Here is a 16,133-nt window from a genome sequence, read left to right on the forward strand (position 1 = left end):
CCCGCGGTCGTCAGCCCCTGCAGCCCTCAGAGGTCGATGCCGCCGTCGAACTCCTGCAACACGGGCTCCTTCTCCGGCTCCGGCTTCGCCTTCGGCGCCCTGGTCGGCGCCTTGGGCCGGGCGGCCGGCGGAGGCGTGATCGCGGGCTTCTCGCCGCGCTCGATCCGCGGCTCCGGGGCCAGTTCGCCATCCATCACCTGCTCCGGGGTCGGAGGCTCGAGCGCCTGGGGCACGTTGACGCCTCCGGCGATCGAGCGCATCACGACCTCCTCCTCGGTCGCCAGCTTGTCGGCGCCCTTCACCGGCCCGTGCGGCGTGCAGGCGCTGAGGGCCGCGGCCACCCCGGCCGCGGCGGCCGCCTCCGGCAGCCAGCGCCGGAGCAGGCGGGCCGCCGGGACCAGCGCGGACGGGCGAGCGCGCGGTGAATCGGCGTACTGCAGCTCCCCCTGGGCGTCGCGCCGGAGCGACACGCACACCGAGCGGCCGCGATTGGCGGCCAGGAACGCCTCGGCCTCGGCGCGCGGCCAATTGGCGAGGACGTGGACGTCTTTCTGACAGTGATCGCAGAAGAATTGGCGGCCGCTGCGGTCGGCGTCGAGGTCGATGGGGCAAGGCCGGGAGATCTTCAGGGTGCGCGTGTCCATCGTCGCCGCCCGAAACGCCGCCCCCAGGACCGCGGCTTACACCCCCGTCGGGCGCCCGCAAGTGCGGAGCGGACCGCCTGCCCCCTGCTCGGCCCCGCGCGGCCGGCCGAGAGCACCCGCGGGCCGCGGAACGTCCATGACTCAATGGACATGTCCGATAAGACATACCAACCATTCTCGCCGTCGACGATGCCACGGCCGCGAGCGAGCGCCGGACGAACGGCGCGATCTCGTGCCATTGGCAGGCGCGCCGGCATCCACGACACTCCCGCCATGCCGTCGCTGCCCCCTGGACCGCGCTCGACCTTGCTGACCAGCTTCGCGGTGATGCGCGAGCCGCTCGGCGCGATGACGCGGGCCCGCGACCAATTCGGCGACCCGTTCACGCTGCCGCTGGCCCACGGCAAGCTGGTCCTGACCGCCGACCCGCGGCTGGCCCGCGAGATCTTCGCCATCCAGGACGTCGAGCTGTTCGACACCTTCGGCAGCACCACCCTGGTCCCGCTGTTCGGCCAGCACTCGCTGCTGCTGATGGCCGGCGAGCCGCACCGGCGCGAGCGCAAGCTGCTGCTGCCGCCGTTCCACGGCGAGCGCATGCGGGCGTTCAGCGAGACGATGGCCGAGGCGGCGCGGCGGGCTATCGCCGCAGTCGCGCCGGACCAGGAGTTCCTCGCGCTCGACCTGGGGCTGCGGATCTCGCTCGACGTCATCGTCCGTGCGGTCTACGGCGTCGAGGAGGGCGCGCTGGTGGAGCGTCACACGCAGGCGATCGTCGCCATGCTCGACGCGGCGCTGCCGATCTTCAACGCCGCCGAGATCTTCCAGCGGGCGCCGTTCGGGCTCGGGCCGTGGGCGAGGTTCCTGCGCCGCTCGGACGACGTCGACCGCCTGCTCTACGAGCAGATCGATCGCGTGCGGGACCGGGCCGGCGAGCGCGACGACATCCTGTCGATGATGCTGAGCGCGCGCTACGAGGACGGCTCGCGGATGACGGATCGGGACATCCGCGACGAGCTGCGCACCCTGCTGATCGCCGGCCACGAGACCACCGCGACGACCTTCGCCAGCGCGCTGGAGGAGCTGCACCGCCCCGAGAACGCCCACGTCCTCGCGCGCGTGCACGACGAGCTCGCGCAGGCTCCAGACGCCCCCGAGGAGCTGGCCAGGTTGCCGTACCTCGGCGCGGTGATCGACGAGACGCTGCGCCTGCATCCGGTCGTCGAGATGGTGCTCCGGCGGCTGCGACGGCCGTGGCGCCTCGGCGACTACGAGCTGCCCGCGGGCACCGCGGTCGGCGTCGCCCTGCCGCTCGTGCACCAGCGCGCCGATCTCTACCCCGACCCGACGCGCTTCCACCCGCAGCGCATGCTCGATCGCAAGCCGGGCGCGTCCGAGTTCGTCCCGTTCGGCGGCGGCATCCGGCGCTGCCTGGGCGCCGCGCTGTCGCTCCACGAGCTGCGGATCGCGCTGGCCGTGACGCTGCGGGCGGCCACCCTGGACCTGCGCGAACCGGGGCCGGTGCCCATCGTCCGCCGCCGCGTCACCCTCGGGCCGCAGACCGGCGTTCGCATGCGACGGGTGGAATGACGTTCGTGCGCGACGGCCTGGGCTCGGCGCGCTGGTTTGCTATCTTCCGCCCGTCATGTCCGCGGACCTCCCTCGCACCCTCGCCGTCGCCGCCGTGCTCGCCGCCTCGGGCTGTCGCTCCACCGGAACGACCCCCCCATCCTCGCCCTCGCCGTCCCAGGACCAGGCGCCGCCGGTGCTGGTCGGTCCGCTCGAGCGCGCCACGGTCGAGCGCGATGTCCCCGGCTGGATCAGCGACGCGGAGATCGATCGCGAGGCCGCGGCGAAGCTGGCGAGCGTGCCGCCCGGCGCCGAGGTGACGGTGATCCTGGGCACCTGGTGCGGCGACTCGCGCCGCGAGGTCCCGCGCCTGTGGCGAGCCCTCGACGCGGCCGGCGCGGCCCTGCCGTTCACCGTGAAGTACGTCGGCGTCGACCGGCAGAAGACCGCGCCCGAGCTCGACAAGGCGGCGCTGGACCTGCGCTACGTCCCGACCGTGATCGTCGTGCGCGACGGTCGCGAGGTCGGCCGGATCGTCGAGAGCGCGCCGGACGGCATCGAGCGCGAGCTGCTCGCGCTGCTCGACGGCAGCAAGACCGGGCTCGTCACCGGCCGCACCGACCTCGGCCCGTCTCCGTGACGCGGTCCTCGCCGCCGGCGATCGCGTCGCCGTGCTGGCGTATCCTCGGCGGCGATGCCTGCGTCCGAGAGCACCGCCGAGCGCGAGTTCGTCGCCCGGATCGCCGCGACCCCGGAGGACGACGCCCCGCGGCTCGCCTACGCCGACTGGCTCGCCAGGCGCGGCGACCCGCGCGGCGAATTCATCCGCCTCCAGTGCTCGTACGCGCGAGCCACACTGGCCCAGGCCGACGTCTGGCAGCGCGCGGAAGAGCTGCGACGGCAACACGAGGCCGCGTGGGTCGGCGAGCTCTGCGAGCTCCTCGGCGCAGCCGGCCAGGCCAACTACCAGCCGTACACCTTCCGCCGCGGGTTCGTGGACGAGCTCCACGTCCCCGCCGACGTGTTCGCCGCTTCCGCCGATCGGCTGCTCGCCCTGGCGCCGCTGCTGCGCGCCGTCAGCATCAACCCCCCGTTGCGCGGCGGCAAGCTCGACGCCGCGCTCGGCCGGGCGCTGGCGGCTCGCCCCGAGCTCGCGGCCCTGCGGAAGATCAACCTGTTTCACCGGCAGCTCGACGACGAGACGTTCACCGGCCTCCTCCGCTCGCCGCACCTCACGGGCCCGCTCGCGCTCGACCTCGGGGCCAACAAGCTCGGGCCGGCGTCCGTCGCCGCCCTGCTGGCCGCGCCGTTCACCGCCGAGTACGAGGCGATCGATCTGTGGAAGAACGACATCGGCGACGAGGGAGCCGCGCTGATCGCCGCCTCGCCGCCGCCGCGGCTGCGCCACCTGCGATTGAGCCACAATCGCATCGGCCCCCGCGGCGCCCTCGCGCTGGCCGGCTCGCCCCGCCTCGGCGCCCTCGAAGCGCTCGACCTGGCCCACGACCCGATCGGCGACGACGGAGCCTGCGCCCTCGTCGGCAGCGCCGCGCTGCCCGCCCTCCGCAGCCTGCAGCTCTACGAGGTGGGGCTGAGCGCCGCGGGCGTGTCGCGGCTGGCCGCCGAGCCCCTCCTCGCGCGGATCGAGGTCCTCAACCTCGGCGGCAACGCGCTCGGCGATCGCGGCCTGGCGACCCTCGCCGCCTCGCCGCACACGCGCGGGCTCGTCCACCTCGACCTCGAGGGCTCGGAGATCGGCGACGCCGGCGCCCAGGCGCTCGCCCAGGCCCACGACCTCGAGCGACTGGCGACCCTCGAGCTCCGCTACAACCGGATCGGCGACGCCGGCGCCCTCGCGCTCGCGGCCTCGACCCGCCTGCCCCGCGTGCAGGAGCTCGACCTCGCCTACAACGACATCGACCGCCAGGACGAGCTCCTCGCCCGCTTCCCCGACGCCAACCTCGTCGGCCAGGGCCTGCGCGAGGAAGTGCGCTAGTCTTTTGGGGCATGCCCTCGGGGACATGCTCAATGGGTCATGCCCTCGAGGACATGCCCGATCCACCCGCCGAATCGACCGCGAGCTACCCCGTCGTCGCGTCGGTGGTCGCGGTCGAGTCGGTGCCGGTCGTCGGCGCAGTCGTGCCCGTCGCGTCCGTGCCCGTCGCGTCCGTGCCCGTCGCGTCCGTGCCCGTCGCGTCCGTGGTCGTCGCGTCGCTCGTCGGATCCGTCGCTTCGGTGGTCGTCGCGTCCGTCAGAGAGCCGTCGGACTCGGTGTCGGGCACGCCGTACTCCGGCTGGGGAGTGCCACAGGCCGCCATGGCGAGGGCCGCTGCCAGCGCGACCAGCGGGCCCGTGCGCTCGGCTCGAGCTCGCGCCACGCCGCAATGGGGGCAGACGGGCTCGGCGACGCGCAGCAGTTCAGCGCACCCGGTGCAAGGGAGCAGGTGAGTCTCGGGCAGCAACGCCATGGGCCATGCTTCGCCTGCACCGCGTGGCCTGTCAACACGACGCCCGTGGCCCGCGCGACGGACATCAGGGTTCGCGCGACTCGAGGCACCTGAACCCTCGGGTCTCGAACCCCCGACAGCGGGCGCCCGGTCCGTGAGCATGCCCACTACCGTCGACGCGTCGGCACGCCCAGGCCCGTGAGCGAGGGCCCGCCAGGCGGTAGAAGAAACACTGACAGCTCCGCGTCCCCCGGACGATGCCACCTCCGATGCGCCTCGGCGTCCAGCTCGTCTGCGTCTTGATGGTGCTCGGGTGGCCCGCGTGGGCGGCCGCCGACAGTTATCACTGGAGCGGCCGGATCGGCCGGTTGGAAGTGTCGAGCCACGTGTCGGGGTTCGCCGAAGGGGCCGGAGTCGGCGGGTGGACACCGCGAGAAGTCCGGCAATTCGTCACCTGGGCGCGCCCCCTGAGCGATAGCCTGCCGACGGGGGTCTCGGTCGAGATCGAGGCGAGCGAAGACGAGGGCGTCGTCGTCGTGGTCAAGCGTTGCCCCCGCGGCCTGAGAAAGTGCCAGCGACCCAGCGTACGCACGTACCGCGCGCCCATCGAGGGCCCCTGGATCGAGCCGAGCGAACCCGAGGGCCTGGTGGGCTTCGTCGAGAAGTTGGTCGGGACGCGCCGTCGACCGCGAGCCGAGGAGCGCGGACCGATCTACACGATCCAGGTGCTGGCGACTCCGGACGAGAACCTCGCGGAGGCGCGCGCCGAGCTGCTACGCGAGCGCCTGCCCGCCGTGCCGGCCACCATGTACACGTCGACGTGCGCCCCCTGCGACGTCCGCGAGGCGAAGCTCGTCCCGGAGCACGGGCCCGACGGCGAGCGACACCTCGTCCTCCTCGGCAACTTCGCCACCACCGCCGACGCCACGCGAGCCCTCAAGGCGCTGCGCGCCGCCGGCGTGTCGGACGGCTTCGTCCGGGAGCTGCCGCAGTGAACGGGCCGCGTCCTCCGAGGCCGATGCGACGCCCCGACGCGATCTGTCCTCAAGGACAGCCGCACGCGGGGCGCGACGAAGCGGGCCGTGAGCCGACCGATCCCGTGCGTGTCGGACGGGTTCGTCCGCCAGCAGCCCCCGTGAACGAGCGGCGTCCTCCGAGGCCGGCGCGCCCCCTCGACGCGACCTGTCCTCAAGGACATCTGCACGCGCGGCGCGACGAGGCGCACATCGATCCGACCGATCGCGTGCGAGCGAGGACACGACGCGCATCGTCGCTCGAGCTCGCGCTGCTCTCGCTCGCGCTGTGGAGCTGTCGCCCGCCCGCGACGGACGTGCCCGCGCCCCCGGCCCCCTCGGCCGAGCAGCCCACTTCACGAGCGAGCGACGGCCCCCTCGACGCGAGCCTGCACGCGCCGCGTCCCCCCGAACCGCCGCAAGAAATGGAACGGCCTCGGGCCGACGCGGCCGGCGACGCGCCTGAGCAGCCGCCGCTCGCTCCCAAGGGCAGCGACGGACCGAAGCGGACATGGAAGGTCGTGGGCCGGCTCGAGACGTACCGCGACGGGAAGCTCGCGAACACCGAGCTCTCGCTCTGCACGGAACCCGACTACAAATATCAATGCCCTCCGGGCGCACGCGTTCGCACCACGCGAAGCGCGGCTGACGGCACCTTCCGGTTCGTCGACGTTCCTGCGGGCGAGTTCTGGATCACCTTGCACCTGCCGGACTCGCACTGCGGAGGCATCTTCGCGCCCACGAGGAACGATTTCTCTCCGGCGCGCCACTGCCAGCCCGACGCCGCCGGACCCTGCGACATCGGCGTCCTGTTCGACTGCGTGCCGGACGAGCTGCCGCCGGGCTCGCCCGTCCGGTGAACGTCACCGGCAGCGATCGCCGAGCACGCGCTCGATCCGCGGGTCGACATCCTCGAGCGGGAGTCCTCGGGGAAGCGATCGCGGCCAATGCCTTCGCTACATCCGCACGCTCGCCGCGCTCTCACGCCCATCCTGAAGGTCCATGGGCGGCGCAGAACGGGGCGCGTACAATGAGCGCGTGGTCGTGGCGCTCGCAGGCCTGCTCGTCGCGCTCGCGTCGCCTCCCACCGCGCCGCGGGTCGAGCTGCACTGGCGGGCGCCGGCATCCTGTCCCGACGCCGGCGCCGTTCACCAGCGCCTGCGCGAGCTGGTGCCCGTCCTTCCCCCCGGGCCGGTCGTGCGCGTCGACGCCGAGGTGGCGAGGCGGGCCGGGACCGGCTGGCGCTTGCGGCTGGCGCTGCGCGGGTCCCAGCTCGACGACCGGCGAGCGATCGATGCCCGCGACTGCCGCAGCCTGGCGGACGTGACGGCCCTGCTGGTCGCCCTCGCAGTCGCGCCGGAGGAGGTCGCCTCGCGGGTGACGGCCCGCGAAGCGACGCCGAAACCCCGGCCCACGGACGCATCGACGCGCGCCGACGCCCCTCCCACCGGGACCGCCGGGCAGCCAGCGGTGCCCGCCGCGACGCCCGGGACGGCCGCTCCGGCGAGCGCCTCGGTACCTCCCGCGGGCATGCCCGGGCAGGCCGCCATCCCGGCAGGCGCCTCGGTAGCTCCTGCGGGTACGACAGGGCAATCCGCCGTCCCGACGGGCGCCTCGGTACCTCCCGCGGACACGCCCAGGCAGCCGAGCCGCTCGACGGGAGCCCCGGTCCCTCCTGCCGGCACGGCGGGGCAGCCGAGCCTGCCTGCCACCGCCGCTCCGCCCGGGCAAACGGCCCCTCGCACGGACGCCTCGGAGCGCGCCATCGCTCCTCCCGCGGGCGCGCCCACGCAGCCTCTCCTTCCCGCAGACACGTCGACGCGCGCCGCCGCCCCTCCCGCGGGCATCCCGGGCCAACCCGCCGTCCCGCCGGCCGCCCCTGCGCGCGCCGACGCGCCTCCGGGCGACCCTCGCACCGCCTCCCCGCCCTCCGCCTCGCGCGATTTCGCCCCTCCCGCAGCCAATCCGGAGCAGCCCGTCGCCCGGGCAGACCCCTCCACGCCCGTCCCCGCGCGCGCGAGCGCCCCCGAGGACCACGGACAGACGCTCCGAGTCGACGGCTCACCGGCGCCTGGCGTCACCTCGCCCGTCGACGACCCCGCGTTCGCCCCCGAGCCGCCCGCCCCGGCGCCCCTGGCCGGCCCGTCGCGGCCCCGCCAGCCCGTGCGAGGCGCCCTCCGGCTCGCGTTCGGCGGCGAGATCGGCGGCATCCCGGCCTTCAGCCCGGCGGCGGGCCTCGGCGTCGGCCTCTTCCGCGGCGCCTGGCGGGTCGAGCTCACCGGCACCTACGCCGCGCGGAGCCTCGCCTATCCGGAGCCGGCGGCGATCGGCGCCCGCATGCTGGTCGCCGCCGGGGCAGTGCGCGGGTGCGGCGTCCCGCGCTGGCGCCGGCTCGAATTTCCGGTGTGCGCCGGCCTCGAGCTCGGCCTCGTGCGCGCAGTCGCCCGCGGCGTCGCCGACCCGCGGCCGGCCGGCGACCTGTGGATCGCCGCCCAGCTGAGCCCCGGCCTCGCCTGGGTCCCCACGCGCTTCCTCGCCCTCACCCTCGCCCTCGACGTCCTGGTCGCCCTGCGGCGCCCCGGCTTCCACGTCGCCGGGCTCGGCGAGCTCGCACGCGCCGAGCCGGTCGGCCTGCGGCCCATGCTCGGGCTCGAAGCCCGCTTTCCCTGAGAAAAGGCCGCGGCATGCGGGCACCCAGGAGCACCAGAGAGCTGCTGGACCTCGCCCTCCTTCCCCGAGCTCTCCCAGGACCGCTTCGGGCTCGAAGCTCGCTTTTCATGAGAAAAGACCCCGGCATGCGGGCACCCGGGGAGCACCCAGAGGCCTCCTTCCCCGAGCTCTCCCAGGGCCGCTTCGGGCTCGAAGCTCGCTTTTCATGAGAAAAGACCCCGGCATGCGGGCACCCGGGGAGCACCCAGAGGCCTCCTTCCCCGAGCTCTCCCACGACCTCTTCGAGCTCGAAGCCCCCTGAGAAAGGCCCCGGCACCATGAGCCGCTCGACCTCGCCTCCTTCCCCGAGCTCTCCCACGACCTCTTCGAGCTCGAAGCCCCCTTTCCCTGAGAAAGGCCCCGGCACCGTGAGCCGCTCGACCTCGCCCTCCTGTCTCCGAGCTCTCCCACGACCTCTTCGAGCTCGAAGCCCGATTTCCGTGACGGAGGCCCCGGCACGCGGGCACCCAGGAGCACCGTGAGCGGCTCGACCTCGCCCTCCTTCCCCGAGCTCTACCAGGACCACTTCGAGTACGCCTGGGCCTGCCTGCGCCGCCTCGGCGTCCCGCCGGCCGCCCAGGAGGACGCGCTGCAGGACCTCTTCCTCGTCGTCCACCGCCGCCTGCCCGAGTTCGCCGGGCGCTCCAGCCTCAAGACCTGGATCTTCGGCGTCGCCCGCCGCGTCGCCGCCCGCCACCGCCGGACCGAGGCGCGGCGGAACCGCCGGCACGCGCGGCTCGCCGCCGTCTCTGCCGCCGAGCCCGTCGCCGCCGACGACGACGAGCTCGCGCGACGCGAGGCCAGGCGCCGGCTCGCGGAGTTCCTCGACGGCCTCGACGACGACCGGCGCGCCGTGTTCGTGCTGCATTTGTATGAAGAGATGTCGGCGCCGGAGATTGCGCAGACCCTCGGCGTGAATGTCAACACCGTGTATTCGCGGATCCGCCTGGTGCGCGAGCAGTTCGATCGCACCTTCGCCGCCGCCGCCCCGGCCGCCTCGCGCGTCGCCAGGACCCCCGAGCACCCGCCCCGCGGCGCCCAGGCGCGCGTCTGGGCCGCGCTGCTCCTCGTCCTCGGCAGCGGCACCGCGGCCGCGGCCCCGGGCGGCGCGCTCGCTTCGGCCGCCGCCGCGGTCGGGCACCAGGCCGTCGCGTGGGGCATCGGCCTCGTCGCCGCCGCCGGCCTCGTGGTCGTCGCTGCCGCGCCTGCGCCCCGCTCCGACCCGCCGCCGGTGATCGCAGCGAGCACCGAGCCCGCAGCGAGCACCGAGCCCGCAACGACCCCGGCGCCCGCAGTCACCGGCGAGGCAGTCGCGCTCGCCCCTGCGCCGCCCACAGTCCCCGTCGATCCCGCGTCGCCGCGCAAGCGCGAGCCCGCGAGCGAGCCCCCGCGCACGACCAGCGTCGATCGACTCGCCGTCGAGGCCGAGCTCATCGCCGCGGTGCGGGCCGCGATCGAGGCCGGGCGCACCGACGAGGCGCTCGCCGGCTTGCGCCGGCACCAGCGCGAATTCCCGACCGGCGTGCTTCAGCGCGAGCGGCTCGGCCTGCGGGCGAGCGCCCTGTGCCGGTCCGACCGCGCCCGCGAGGGCCGGAGCGAGGCCGAGGCCTTCCTGCGCGCGCACCCCGACAGCGCGCTCGCGGCCCGCGTGCGCCTCGACTGCGACCTCCCCGCGGAGCCGAGCCCGCGCGCGGGAGAAAATTCGTCGACCCCGTGACGGGCGCCCGATCACCCGGGCACTCAGGGCCAGACGAGCGTCCACCATGCACTTCCGACCCCTTCTCTTTCCTTGCATCCTCACCGCCGCCCTCCTCCAGGCCTGCTTCCCCGACTCGAAGAACATCGGCGAAACCGCCACGACCGACGGCGATCCGACCCATGGCACCGAGGCGAGCACGCACTCGGCCGGCACCGACGATCCGCTCCCGAGCACCTCGGTCGGCACGGAGGGCACCACCTCCACCACCGCCGACGTGACCGCCGCCGAGAGCGTCTCCACCACCTCCGAGCAGTCCGCCGGCGAGAGCGTCAGCACCACCTCCGAGCAGAGCACCGAGGGCACCACCTCCACCACCGCCGACGAATCCGCCAGTCACTCCACCACCTCGGAGGGGACCACCGGCCCCGACCCGCAGTTCGAGCGCTTCTTCCTGAAGCAGGTCTCGGGCCTGTGCCCGCCGGACTCGGACTGCGACGGCTTCGTCGAGCTGCTGTCGACGCGGACCTTGCGGGTCGAGAAGATGGGCGACCTCGGCAACCCGGTGACCGAGATCCAGGTCGACGAGGACGACTACGCCGCTGCGGTGGCGGTGTTCGCCGATCCGGCGCTGGTCGAAGTGCTCGACAGCCCCGAGCCCCTGTGCGTCCCGCCGACCGACATCTTCGAGCAGATGGAGCTCGAGCTCGACGGGACCCTGCACGACGCGACCACGACGACGTGCCCCCAGCCGCCGCTGCAAGCCGCGCGCGACGCGGCCGAGGCGCTGCGCCTGAAGTACGTCCCGTGAGCGCGCCGATCCGTGCGCCAGCACTCGGCTCTCGCGGCGAACGGCCGTCGCGCCCGCGACGGCCGTCCAGGCGCAGAATGGTCGCGGACCTGGGCCAGCCGGGCGCCACACTGCGCCCCGCGGCGCTTCGCAGAACGACGGGCCCCATTCCGGCTCCTCGGCGGCCTGTATCGACATTCTTCGATGGCGAGCGCGATGGTCTGATGCCGCGAGCCACGGTCATCTTCTCCGCTCCATGGGTGCGCCACCGAATGCGCCGCGCCCCTTGGCCGTGCTCCGCCTCCCTGCGCCGAGTGCAGCGGCGCCGAGATGGAGCCGACGCCCATCGCAGCGAGCTCGCCATCCCGAGCGCCAAGATCGCCCGCACACAGCCGCGCCAGCAGCACCCCGATCAAGCCCATCGCAGCGAGCTCGCCAGTCGGTCGTCATCCCGAGCGCCGAGATCGCCCGCACACAGCCGCGCCAGCAGCACCCCGATCAAGCCCATCGCAGCGAGCTCGCCAGCTCGTCGTCATCCCGAGCGCCGAGATCGCACCCACACAGCCGCGCCAGCAGCACCCCGATCAAGCCCATCGCAGCGAGCTCGCCAGTCGGTCGTCGTCCCGAGCGCCGAGATCGCCCGCACACAGCCGCGCCAGCAGCACCCCGATCAAGCCCGCCGCAGCTCTCGCACGCCGCGACCGGTGCGTCGCCGCAGCAGCGTGCGCAGGGTGGTCGCCTCGGCGTAGCCGACCTCGTCCGCGATCGCGTCGAGTGACGCGTCGGTGGTCTGCAACCGGTGCACCGCGTGGGCCACCCGCAGGTCCTGCACGAACGACAGGGGGGACTTGCCGAGCACCGCGCGCACGCGTCGCTCGAGCGTCCGCTCGGCAGCGCCGACGGCCCGGGCCGCGGCGCTCATCGTGAAGCCGGCGAGGTGGCGCCGGGCCCAGTCCTCGAAGCGAGCCACCAGCGGGTCGGCGTGGGCCAGGTGGTCGGGCATCACGTAGGGCGCCTGCGACGGACGCGCGTCGTACAGCAGGTGATTGGCCACGGTGCGCGCGAGGGCCGGGCTGCGGCGGCGGACCAGCCACAGCGCGAGGTCGAGGTGCGCCAGCGCCGAGCCGGCGGTGACGATGTTGTCGGACTCGACGACCATCTGCGCGTCGTCCAGATCGACCGCAGGGAAGCGCGCGCGGAAGAACGGCGCCAGCCACCAGGTCGTGGTCGCGCGCCGGCCCGCGAGCAGACCGGCGTCGCCGAGCACGAACGTCGCCGTACACGCCGCAGTCACGCGCGCGCCGGCGGCCGACGCCGCCTGCAACCTCGCCGTCGCCTCGACCACGTCGCGCCGCGCCAGCGCCCGCTCGAGCGCGTCCGGCGTCTTGGCCCCGAGCGCCGGCACGATCACGACGTCGGGCCGCGGCCGCGGCCGCGCGACCACCGGCACCGCGAAGCCGAGGTGCGTCCGGACCCGCCGCCGCATCCCCACCACCGCCACGCGCGCCCGCTGCTCCGGCGCGCCGGCCAGCGCGTTGGCGGTGTCGAGGGTGTCGAGCACGAGGGCGAGCCCGGCGTCGAACACCCCGTCGAGGACCAGCACGTGGACATGCATGGCGGAAACGATACCATCCTTGTCGGTTCCGCCAATAGCGAACGCCGGCCCCGGTCGCTACGTTGTCACCCGTGACCTGGTGTCACGCACAAAGGAGAGCGCACATGGTGAAGGTCGGACTGTTGGCTCGTATCGTCGCGAAACCCGGCAAGGAAGAGGAGGTCGCCGCATTCCTCGCGGGCGCGCTGCCGCTCGCCGAGCGCGAGCAGGCGACCACGGTATGGTTTGCGATCCGCCTCGGCTCGCACGAATTCGGCATCTTCGACGCGTTCGCCGACGAGGCCGGCCGACGCGCGCACCTCGAGGGCGCGATCGCGGCGGCGCTGATGGCCCGCGCGCCCGAGCTGCTCGCCGAGCCGCCGCGCATCGACACGGTCGAGGTGCTCGCGGCCAAGCTGCACGGCTGAACGACCGCAGTGAGGCGGCGGCAGCGTCGGTGTGGCGACTCCGGCGCGTGCGAGGCGAGTCGTCACATACGCGGCCTCGCGGCGCCAGCAATCGCAACACCGAGGGCGCCGGCCGTCGGTGCCGCGACTCCGGCGAGACGACTCATCCCAATCCGCGGCCGCGCGGCAGCTCGCGCAGGACCGAGAGAGTCAGCCGACAATACAGCGACTCGAGCTCGTCGGAGCCGAGTCGTCGCCGCGCCGTCGGCTCCGACAGCAACAGCTCCACGAGCGCGCCGGCGAGGTATCGCGTGGTCACCTCGCGCAGCGGCCCGGCCGGCGCGAGCGGGGCGACCTCGTCGTCGAGCAGCTCGCACACCACGCGGGTCAGCCGCTCGCGGATGATCTGTCCCCCGCGCCCGCTGGTCAACGCGCGCAAGCGGCGGCGAGTCGCCGCCCAGAAACCCTCGCGGACGTGCTCGATCAGCGGCCGCACGAACCCGAGCCGACGCGGCGCAGCCGCCCGCGCCGCGGCCCGGAGCTCGCCCTGCAGCTCGTCGAAGCCGCTGAGCAGCAGCTCCTCCTTGTCCGCGAAGTGCGTGTAGAAGGTCGAGCGCCCGACCTTCGCCCGCTCGCAGATGTCGCTCACCCGCAGCGCCTCCCACCCCCGCTCGCTCATCAGCGCGAGCAACGAGGCGCGCAGGGCCAGGCGGGTCCGCTTCGTCCGCGCGTCGGTCGAGCCGGCCCGCGTCACCTGCCCGCCCTCCCGGCCTGCTGGACAGTCGCCCCGCGGTGTCCAGGAACCGCGGCCCCGCGCCATGGCCAATCACCGCAGCGGATGCCCACAATGAGGCCATGTCGATGCGTCACTCGCCGTCTCCCGCGAGCGAGGCCGGGGCCCGCCTCGCCCGCCCGGCCTACGCGGTCCTCGTGCTCACCAGCGTCCATCACGTGTACGGCGCCCTTCTCTATCAGACCCCGTGGCGGTACCACGCGGTGCTCGTCAGCCTGATCGCGGCCGCGCTGATGGCCGCCGGCCTGGCGCTCGCGCGCGCCCGACCAGGGGGAGCGATGGGCCGGCTCGGCTGGTGGCTGTTCGTCGTCACGACCGTGGCGATCCCGCTGGTCATGATCGGCGCGTTCGAGGGGGTTTACAACCACGTGTTCAAGAACCTGGCCTACTTCGGCGGGGCCTCCCCGGGGACGCTGGCGCGGCTGTTCCCGCCGCCGACCTACGAGCTCCCCGACGATCTGGTGTTCGAGCTGACGGGGATCCTTCAGGTCGCACCGGCGGCGCTGGTGACGTGGCGCCTGGTCGAAGTGCTGCGCGCGCCGCGAGCCGCGAGGTCCCCGGTCGTCGCCGTCGGGACATGAGACCGCGAGGTGCTCGCCCCGCGACATCCTCGTCCTCACCGACGTCGCAGCCGCGCGACCTCGACGTCCTCCTGTCCCATGAGACAGGTCTGCCGCGCGTGAGGCAGGCGCGTGCCTACTTGCCCGCCTGTCCGCGAGGCCGTGTCGATTGGGGCCGCGAGCAGATGTCGTCTCGCCCCGGCCTCCCGTCCGGCCCGAGCGAGCACGCCAGGGCCCAATCGTCGGTGCACTCGAGGATGTATTCCCGGCCCCAGGGATCGACCGCCCAGCGCCGCGCCAACCCGACCGCGAGCAGTTGCAGGCCGCCGTTGGGGCAGCGGCCCTGCGTCGCGCGATACTCCGCGGCGAGGTGCGCGATCTCGAAGACGTGGGCCTCCGCGCGCATGGGATGATGCGAATCTTCCTCACAATACGTGGTCATGCTCAGCCAGCCGACCAACATCGCGGCCAGGCATCCGCGCAGCCCCCATCGCTTCGAGCGGCGTCGCATCGCGCGGTCGAGGGCGTCAAATTGGTGCGAATCCGAGGAGCTCATCGCCGGAACGCCAAGCACGCCGCGTGCCACGCGACATCCCACAAGAATCACCCGCCTCGCCCGCGCCCCCTGTCCCCCGCGCGCCAAACGGAGCTCAGCCCGCCGCCAGGCGTGACACTCTGGCACGGGCCAGGCGCCGTCACGAGCGGCCAGGAGGCAAAGCGCCGGCGACGGCCGCGAAGCCGACGTTCGCGCACCGACGAGCAGCCGCGCCCTCGCCCCCGGATCCCCTGGCCCGCCAGGCGACCCGCCGCCCCCGAACGGCTCCTCGTGAATGCCAGCATGACCTGTCAAACATGTCCAATCGGACACGAACGCTCTCACTCCGTCAGCAATGAAGTCACGGCCGAACGAACATGTCCTTTCGGACAAAGTTATTTCATGGCCAGCAACGCAAGCGTCCCCCTCTCGGGACACGCCAGTCCGATCGCCGTCGCAGGCAGGCGACCCCGCCTCTTGGATCGATCACAGCTCCTTCGGCAGGTCCGGCCGCGCGCCCCACTCGTTCCAGGACCCGTCGTACACGCGGACGTCGGAGTGGCCCAGCGTCCGCAGCACCAGCCAGATCACGCTCGCGCGCATCCCGGAGGCGCAGTACACCGCGACAGTCGGGGTCGACAGCGCCCGGGCGTACAGCTCGCGCAGCTTCTCCTCCGGCAACAGCCGGCCGTCGCTCGCGCGCGCGTCTTGCCACGGCACGTGCTGCGCCCCCGGGATCCGGCCGGCCGCCCACTCCTCGTCGCCGCGGACGTCGAGGAGCAGCACCGCCGGATCGGCCAAATGCGCCTGTACCCACGCGGCGTCGACGCGCAGCTCCGGCACCTCCGCGCCCAGCGGCGCCTCTCCGCCGACCGGCACGCCCGGCTCCACGCTCTGCGGCCCGCCCGCGGCCACCCACGCCGCCCAGCCGCCGTCGAGCAGGCGCAGCTTTTCCGGCGCATGGCCGAACGACTGCAACGTCCACAACAACCGCGCCGCCGGCGGACCCGCCTCGGCGTCGATGGCGAGGATTGCGTCGCCGACGTCGATCCCGGCCGCCGCGAGCGCAGCCGCGAGTCGCGGACGCGGCGCGAGCTGCCCCGGCACGCCCTCGACCTCGGCGCGCAGCGCCCCGATGTCGAGGTTCACGGCCCCGGGCGCGTGGCCCGTGCGATACTCCGCCGGCGGCCGGAGATCGACCAGCACGTGCGTCGCGTCGGCGACCATGCCCCGGGCCTCGTCCACCTGCGCGAAGGTATCGGGCCCCGCCTCGACCCGCTCGGCCGCGCCCGATTGCGCGCCGACGCAGCTCACGAGCGGGACGACGAGGACGAGCGTGAAGGGCCGCATACGCTCAGTCTGCCACCTTTGCCCCGGCC

The 16,133-nt window shown here is 73.9% G+C and carries 16 protein-coding genes; 10 read left to right on the forward strand and 6 right to left on the reverse strand.

The window, feature by feature from the left end; genetic code table 11:
• Positions 1 to 26: 26 nt before the first annotated feature.
• Positions 27 to 644: a hypothetical protein gene (locus O0S08_RS26065; RefSeq protein ID WP_269031984.1), complete on the reverse strand. Its 618-nt coding sequence runs from the start codon at positions 642 to 644 to the stop codon at positions 27 to 29.
• Positions 645 to 917: 273 nt separating this feature from the next.
• Here O0S08_RS26065 and O0S08_RS26070 point away from each other — a divergent pair, with 273 nt between their 5' ends.
• The 3 genes from O0S08_RS26070 to O0S08_RS26080 are packed head-to-tail and all read left to right on the forward strand — an operon-like array spanning position 918 to position 4,206.
• Positions 918 to 2,231 carry a cytochrome P450 gene (locus O0S08_RS26070; RefSeq protein WP_269031985.1) on the forward strand — a complete coding sequence of 438 codons (1,314 nt, stop codon included), beginning with the start codon at positions 918 to 920 and terminating at the stop codon, positions 2,229 to 2,231.
• A gap of 55 nt (positions 2,232 to 2,286) precedes the next feature.
• Positions 2,287 to 2,850, forward strand: a complete 564-nt coding sequence (locus O0S08_RS26075; protein WP_269031986.1) for a YbbN family protein — start codon at positions 2,287 to 2,289, stop codon at positions 2,848 to 2,850.
• Positions 2,851 to 2,904: 54 nt separating this feature from the next.
• Positions 2,905 to 4,206: a TIGR02996 domain-containing protein gene (locus O0S08_RS26080; RefSeq protein WP_269031987.1), complete on the forward strand. Its 1,302-nt coding sequence runs from the start codon at positions 2,905 to 2,907 to the stop codon at positions 4,204 to 4,206.
• Positions 4,207 to 4,291: 85 nt separating this feature from the next.
• Here the strand turns inward: O0S08_RS26080 and O0S08_RS26085 are convergent, their stop codons facing one another.
• Positions 4,292 to 4,678: a hypothetical protein gene (locus O0S08_RS26085; protein WP_269031988.1), complete on the reverse strand. Its 387-nt coding sequence runs from the start codon at positions 4,676 to 4,678 to the stop codon at positions 4,292 to 4,294.
• A 248-nt stretch (positions 4,679 to 4,926) separates the two neighbouring features.
• Here O0S08_RS26085 and O0S08_RS26090 point away from each other — a divergent pair, with 248 nt between their 5' ends.
• From O0S08_RS26090 to O0S08_RS26110, 5 genes are all read left to right on the forward strand, one after another.
• On the forward strand, positions 4,927 to 5,652 hold the full coding sequence (locus tag O0S08_RS26090; RefSeq protein ID WP_269031989.1) for an SPOR domain-containing protein: 726 nt from the start codon (positions 4,927 to 4,929) through the stop codon (positions 5,650 to 5,652).
• A 539-nt stretch (positions 5,653 to 6,191) separates the two neighbouring features.
• Positions 6,192 to 6,530, forward strand: coding sequence for a carboxypeptidase-like regulatory domain-containing protein (locus tag O0S08_RS26095; protein ID WP_269031990.1), 339 nt, complete (start codon positions 6,192 to 6,194; stop codon positions 6,528 to 6,530).
• Between the two features lie 1,303 nt (positions 6,531 to 7,833).
• The gene (locus O0S08_RS26100; protein WP_269031991.1) at positions 7,834 to 8,340 is read left to right on the forward strand and encodes a hypothetical protein; all 507 of its coding nucleotides are present in this window, start codon (positions 7,834 to 7,836) and stop codon (positions 8,338 to 8,340) included.
• Between the two features lie 517 nt (positions 8,341 to 8,857).
• Positions 8,858 to 10,096, forward strand: a complete 1,239-nt coding sequence (locus O0S08_RS26105) for an RNA polymerase sigma factor (protein WP_269031992.1) — start codon at positions 8,858 to 8,860, stop codon at positions 10,094 to 10,096.
• Positions 10,097 to 10,142: 46 nt separating this feature from the next.
• On the forward strand, positions 10,143 to 10,886 hold the full coding sequence (locus O0S08_RS26110) for a hypothetical protein (protein ID WP_269031993.1): 744 nt from the start codon (positions 10,143 to 10,145) through the stop codon (positions 10,884 to 10,886).
• 649 nt (positions 10,887 to 11,535) lie between these two features.
• On the opposite strand, the gene O0S08_RS26115 is transcribed toward O0S08_RS26110, so the two are convergent.
• Positions 11,536 to 12,480, reverse strand: a complete 945-nt coding sequence (locus O0S08_RS26115) for a GlxA family transcriptional regulator (RefSeq protein WP_269031994.1) — start codon at positions 12,478 to 12,480, stop codon at positions 11,536 to 11,538.
• Between the two features lie 104 nt (positions 12,481 to 12,584).
• On the opposite strand from O0S08_RS26115, the gene O0S08_RS26120 reads away from it, so the two are divergent.
• On the forward strand, positions 12,585 to 12,887 hold the full coding sequence (locus O0S08_RS26120; RefSeq protein WP_269031995.1) for a putative quinol monooxygenase: 303 nt from the start codon (positions 12,585 to 12,587) through the stop codon (positions 12,885 to 12,887).
• Between the two features lie 142 nt (positions 12,888 to 13,029).
• Here the strand turns inward: O0S08_RS26120 and O0S08_RS26125 are convergent, their stop codons facing one another.
• Positions 13,030 to 13,620, reverse strand: coding sequence for a TetR/AcrR family transcriptional regulator (locus tag O0S08_RS26125; RefSeq protein WP_269031996.1), 591 nt, complete (start codon positions 13,618 to 13,620; stop codon positions 13,030 to 13,032).
• Positions 13,621 to 13,721: 101 nt separating this feature from the next.
• Between O0S08_RS26125 and O0S08_RS26130 the strand changes: the two genes are divergently transcribed.
• Entirely contained in the window at positions 13,722 to 14,240 is a 519-nt protein-coding gene (locus O0S08_RS26130; RefSeq protein ID WP_269031997.1) for a hypothetical protein, read from the forward strand.
• Between the two features lie 115 nt (positions 14,241 to 14,355).
• On the opposite strand, the gene O0S08_RS26135 is transcribed toward O0S08_RS26130, so the two are convergent.
• The gene (locus O0S08_RS26135; protein ID WP_269031998.1) at positions 14,356 to 14,775 is read right to left on the reverse strand and encodes a hypothetical protein; all 420 of its coding nucleotides are present in this window, start codon (positions 14,773 to 14,775) and stop codon (positions 14,356 to 14,358) included.
• 465 nt (positions 14,776 to 15,240) lie between these two features.
• On the reverse strand, positions 15,241 to 16,104 hold the full coding sequence (locus tag O0S08_RS26140; protein WP_269031999.1) for a sulfurtransferase: 864 nt from the start codon (positions 16,102 to 16,104) through the stop codon (positions 15,241 to 15,243).
• Positions 16,105 to 16,133 lie beyond the last annotated feature (29 nt).

This window comes from Nannocystis punicea (assembly GCF_026965555.1).
Taxonomy (GTDB): domain Bacteria; phylum Myxococcota_A; class Polyangia; order Nannocystales; family Nannocystaceae; genus Nannocystis; species Nannocystis punicea.

What these genes read in the sequence shown, in the direction of transcription:
- O0S08_RS26065 (WP_269031984.1), bottom strand. Translation starts at nt 644, where the DNA reads ATGGACACGCGCACCCTGAAGATCTCCCGGCCTTGCCCCATCGACCTC.
- O0S08_RS26070 (WP_269031985.1), top strand. Translation starts at nt 918, where the DNA reads ATGCCGTCGCTGCCCCCTGGACCGCGCTCGACCTTGCTGACCAGCTTC.
- O0S08_RS26075 (WP_269031986.1), top strand. Translation starts at nt 2,287, where the DNA reads ATGTCCGCGGACCTCCCTCGCACCCTCGCCGTCGCCGCCGTGCTCGCC.
- O0S08_RS26080 (WP_269031987.1), top strand. Translation starts at nt 2,905, where the DNA reads ATGCCTGCGTCCGAGAGCACCGCCGAGCGCGAGTTCGTCGCCCGGATC.
- O0S08_RS26085 (WP_269031988.1), bottom strand. Translation starts at nt 4,678, where the DNA reads ATGGCGTTGCTGCCCGAGACTCACCTGCTCCCTTGCACCGGGTGCGCT.
- O0S08_RS26090 (WP_269031989.1), top strand. Translation starts at nt 4,927, where the DNA reads ATGCGCCTCGGCGTCCAGCTCGTCTGCGTCTTGATGGTGCTCGGGTGG.
- O0S08_RS26110 (WP_269031993.1), top strand. Translation starts at nt 10,143, where the DNA reads ATGCACTTCCGACCCCTTCTCTTTCCTTGCATCCTCACCGCCGCCCTC.
- O0S08_RS26115 (WP_269031994.1), bottom strand. Translation starts at nt 12,480, where the DNA reads ATGCATGTCCACGTGCTGGTCCTCGACGGGGTGTTCGACGCCGGGCTC.
- O0S08_RS26120 (WP_269031995.1), top strand. Translation starts at nt 12,585, where the DNA reads ATGGTGAAGGTCGGACTGTTGGCTCGTATCGTCGCGAAACCCGGCAAG.
- O0S08_RS26130 (WP_269031997.1), top strand. Translation starts at nt 13,722, where the DNA reads ATGTCGATGCGTCACTCGCCGTCTCCCGCGAGCGAGGCCGGGGCCCGC.
- O0S08_RS26135 (WP_269031998.1), bottom strand. Translation starts at nt 14,775, where the DNA reads ATGAGCTCCTCGGATTCGCACCAATTTGACGCCCTCGACCGCGCGATG.
- O0S08_RS26140 (WP_269031999.1), bottom strand. Translation starts at nt 16,104, where the DNA reads ATGCGGCCCTTCACGCTCGTCCTCGTCGTCCCGCTCGTGAGCTGCGTC.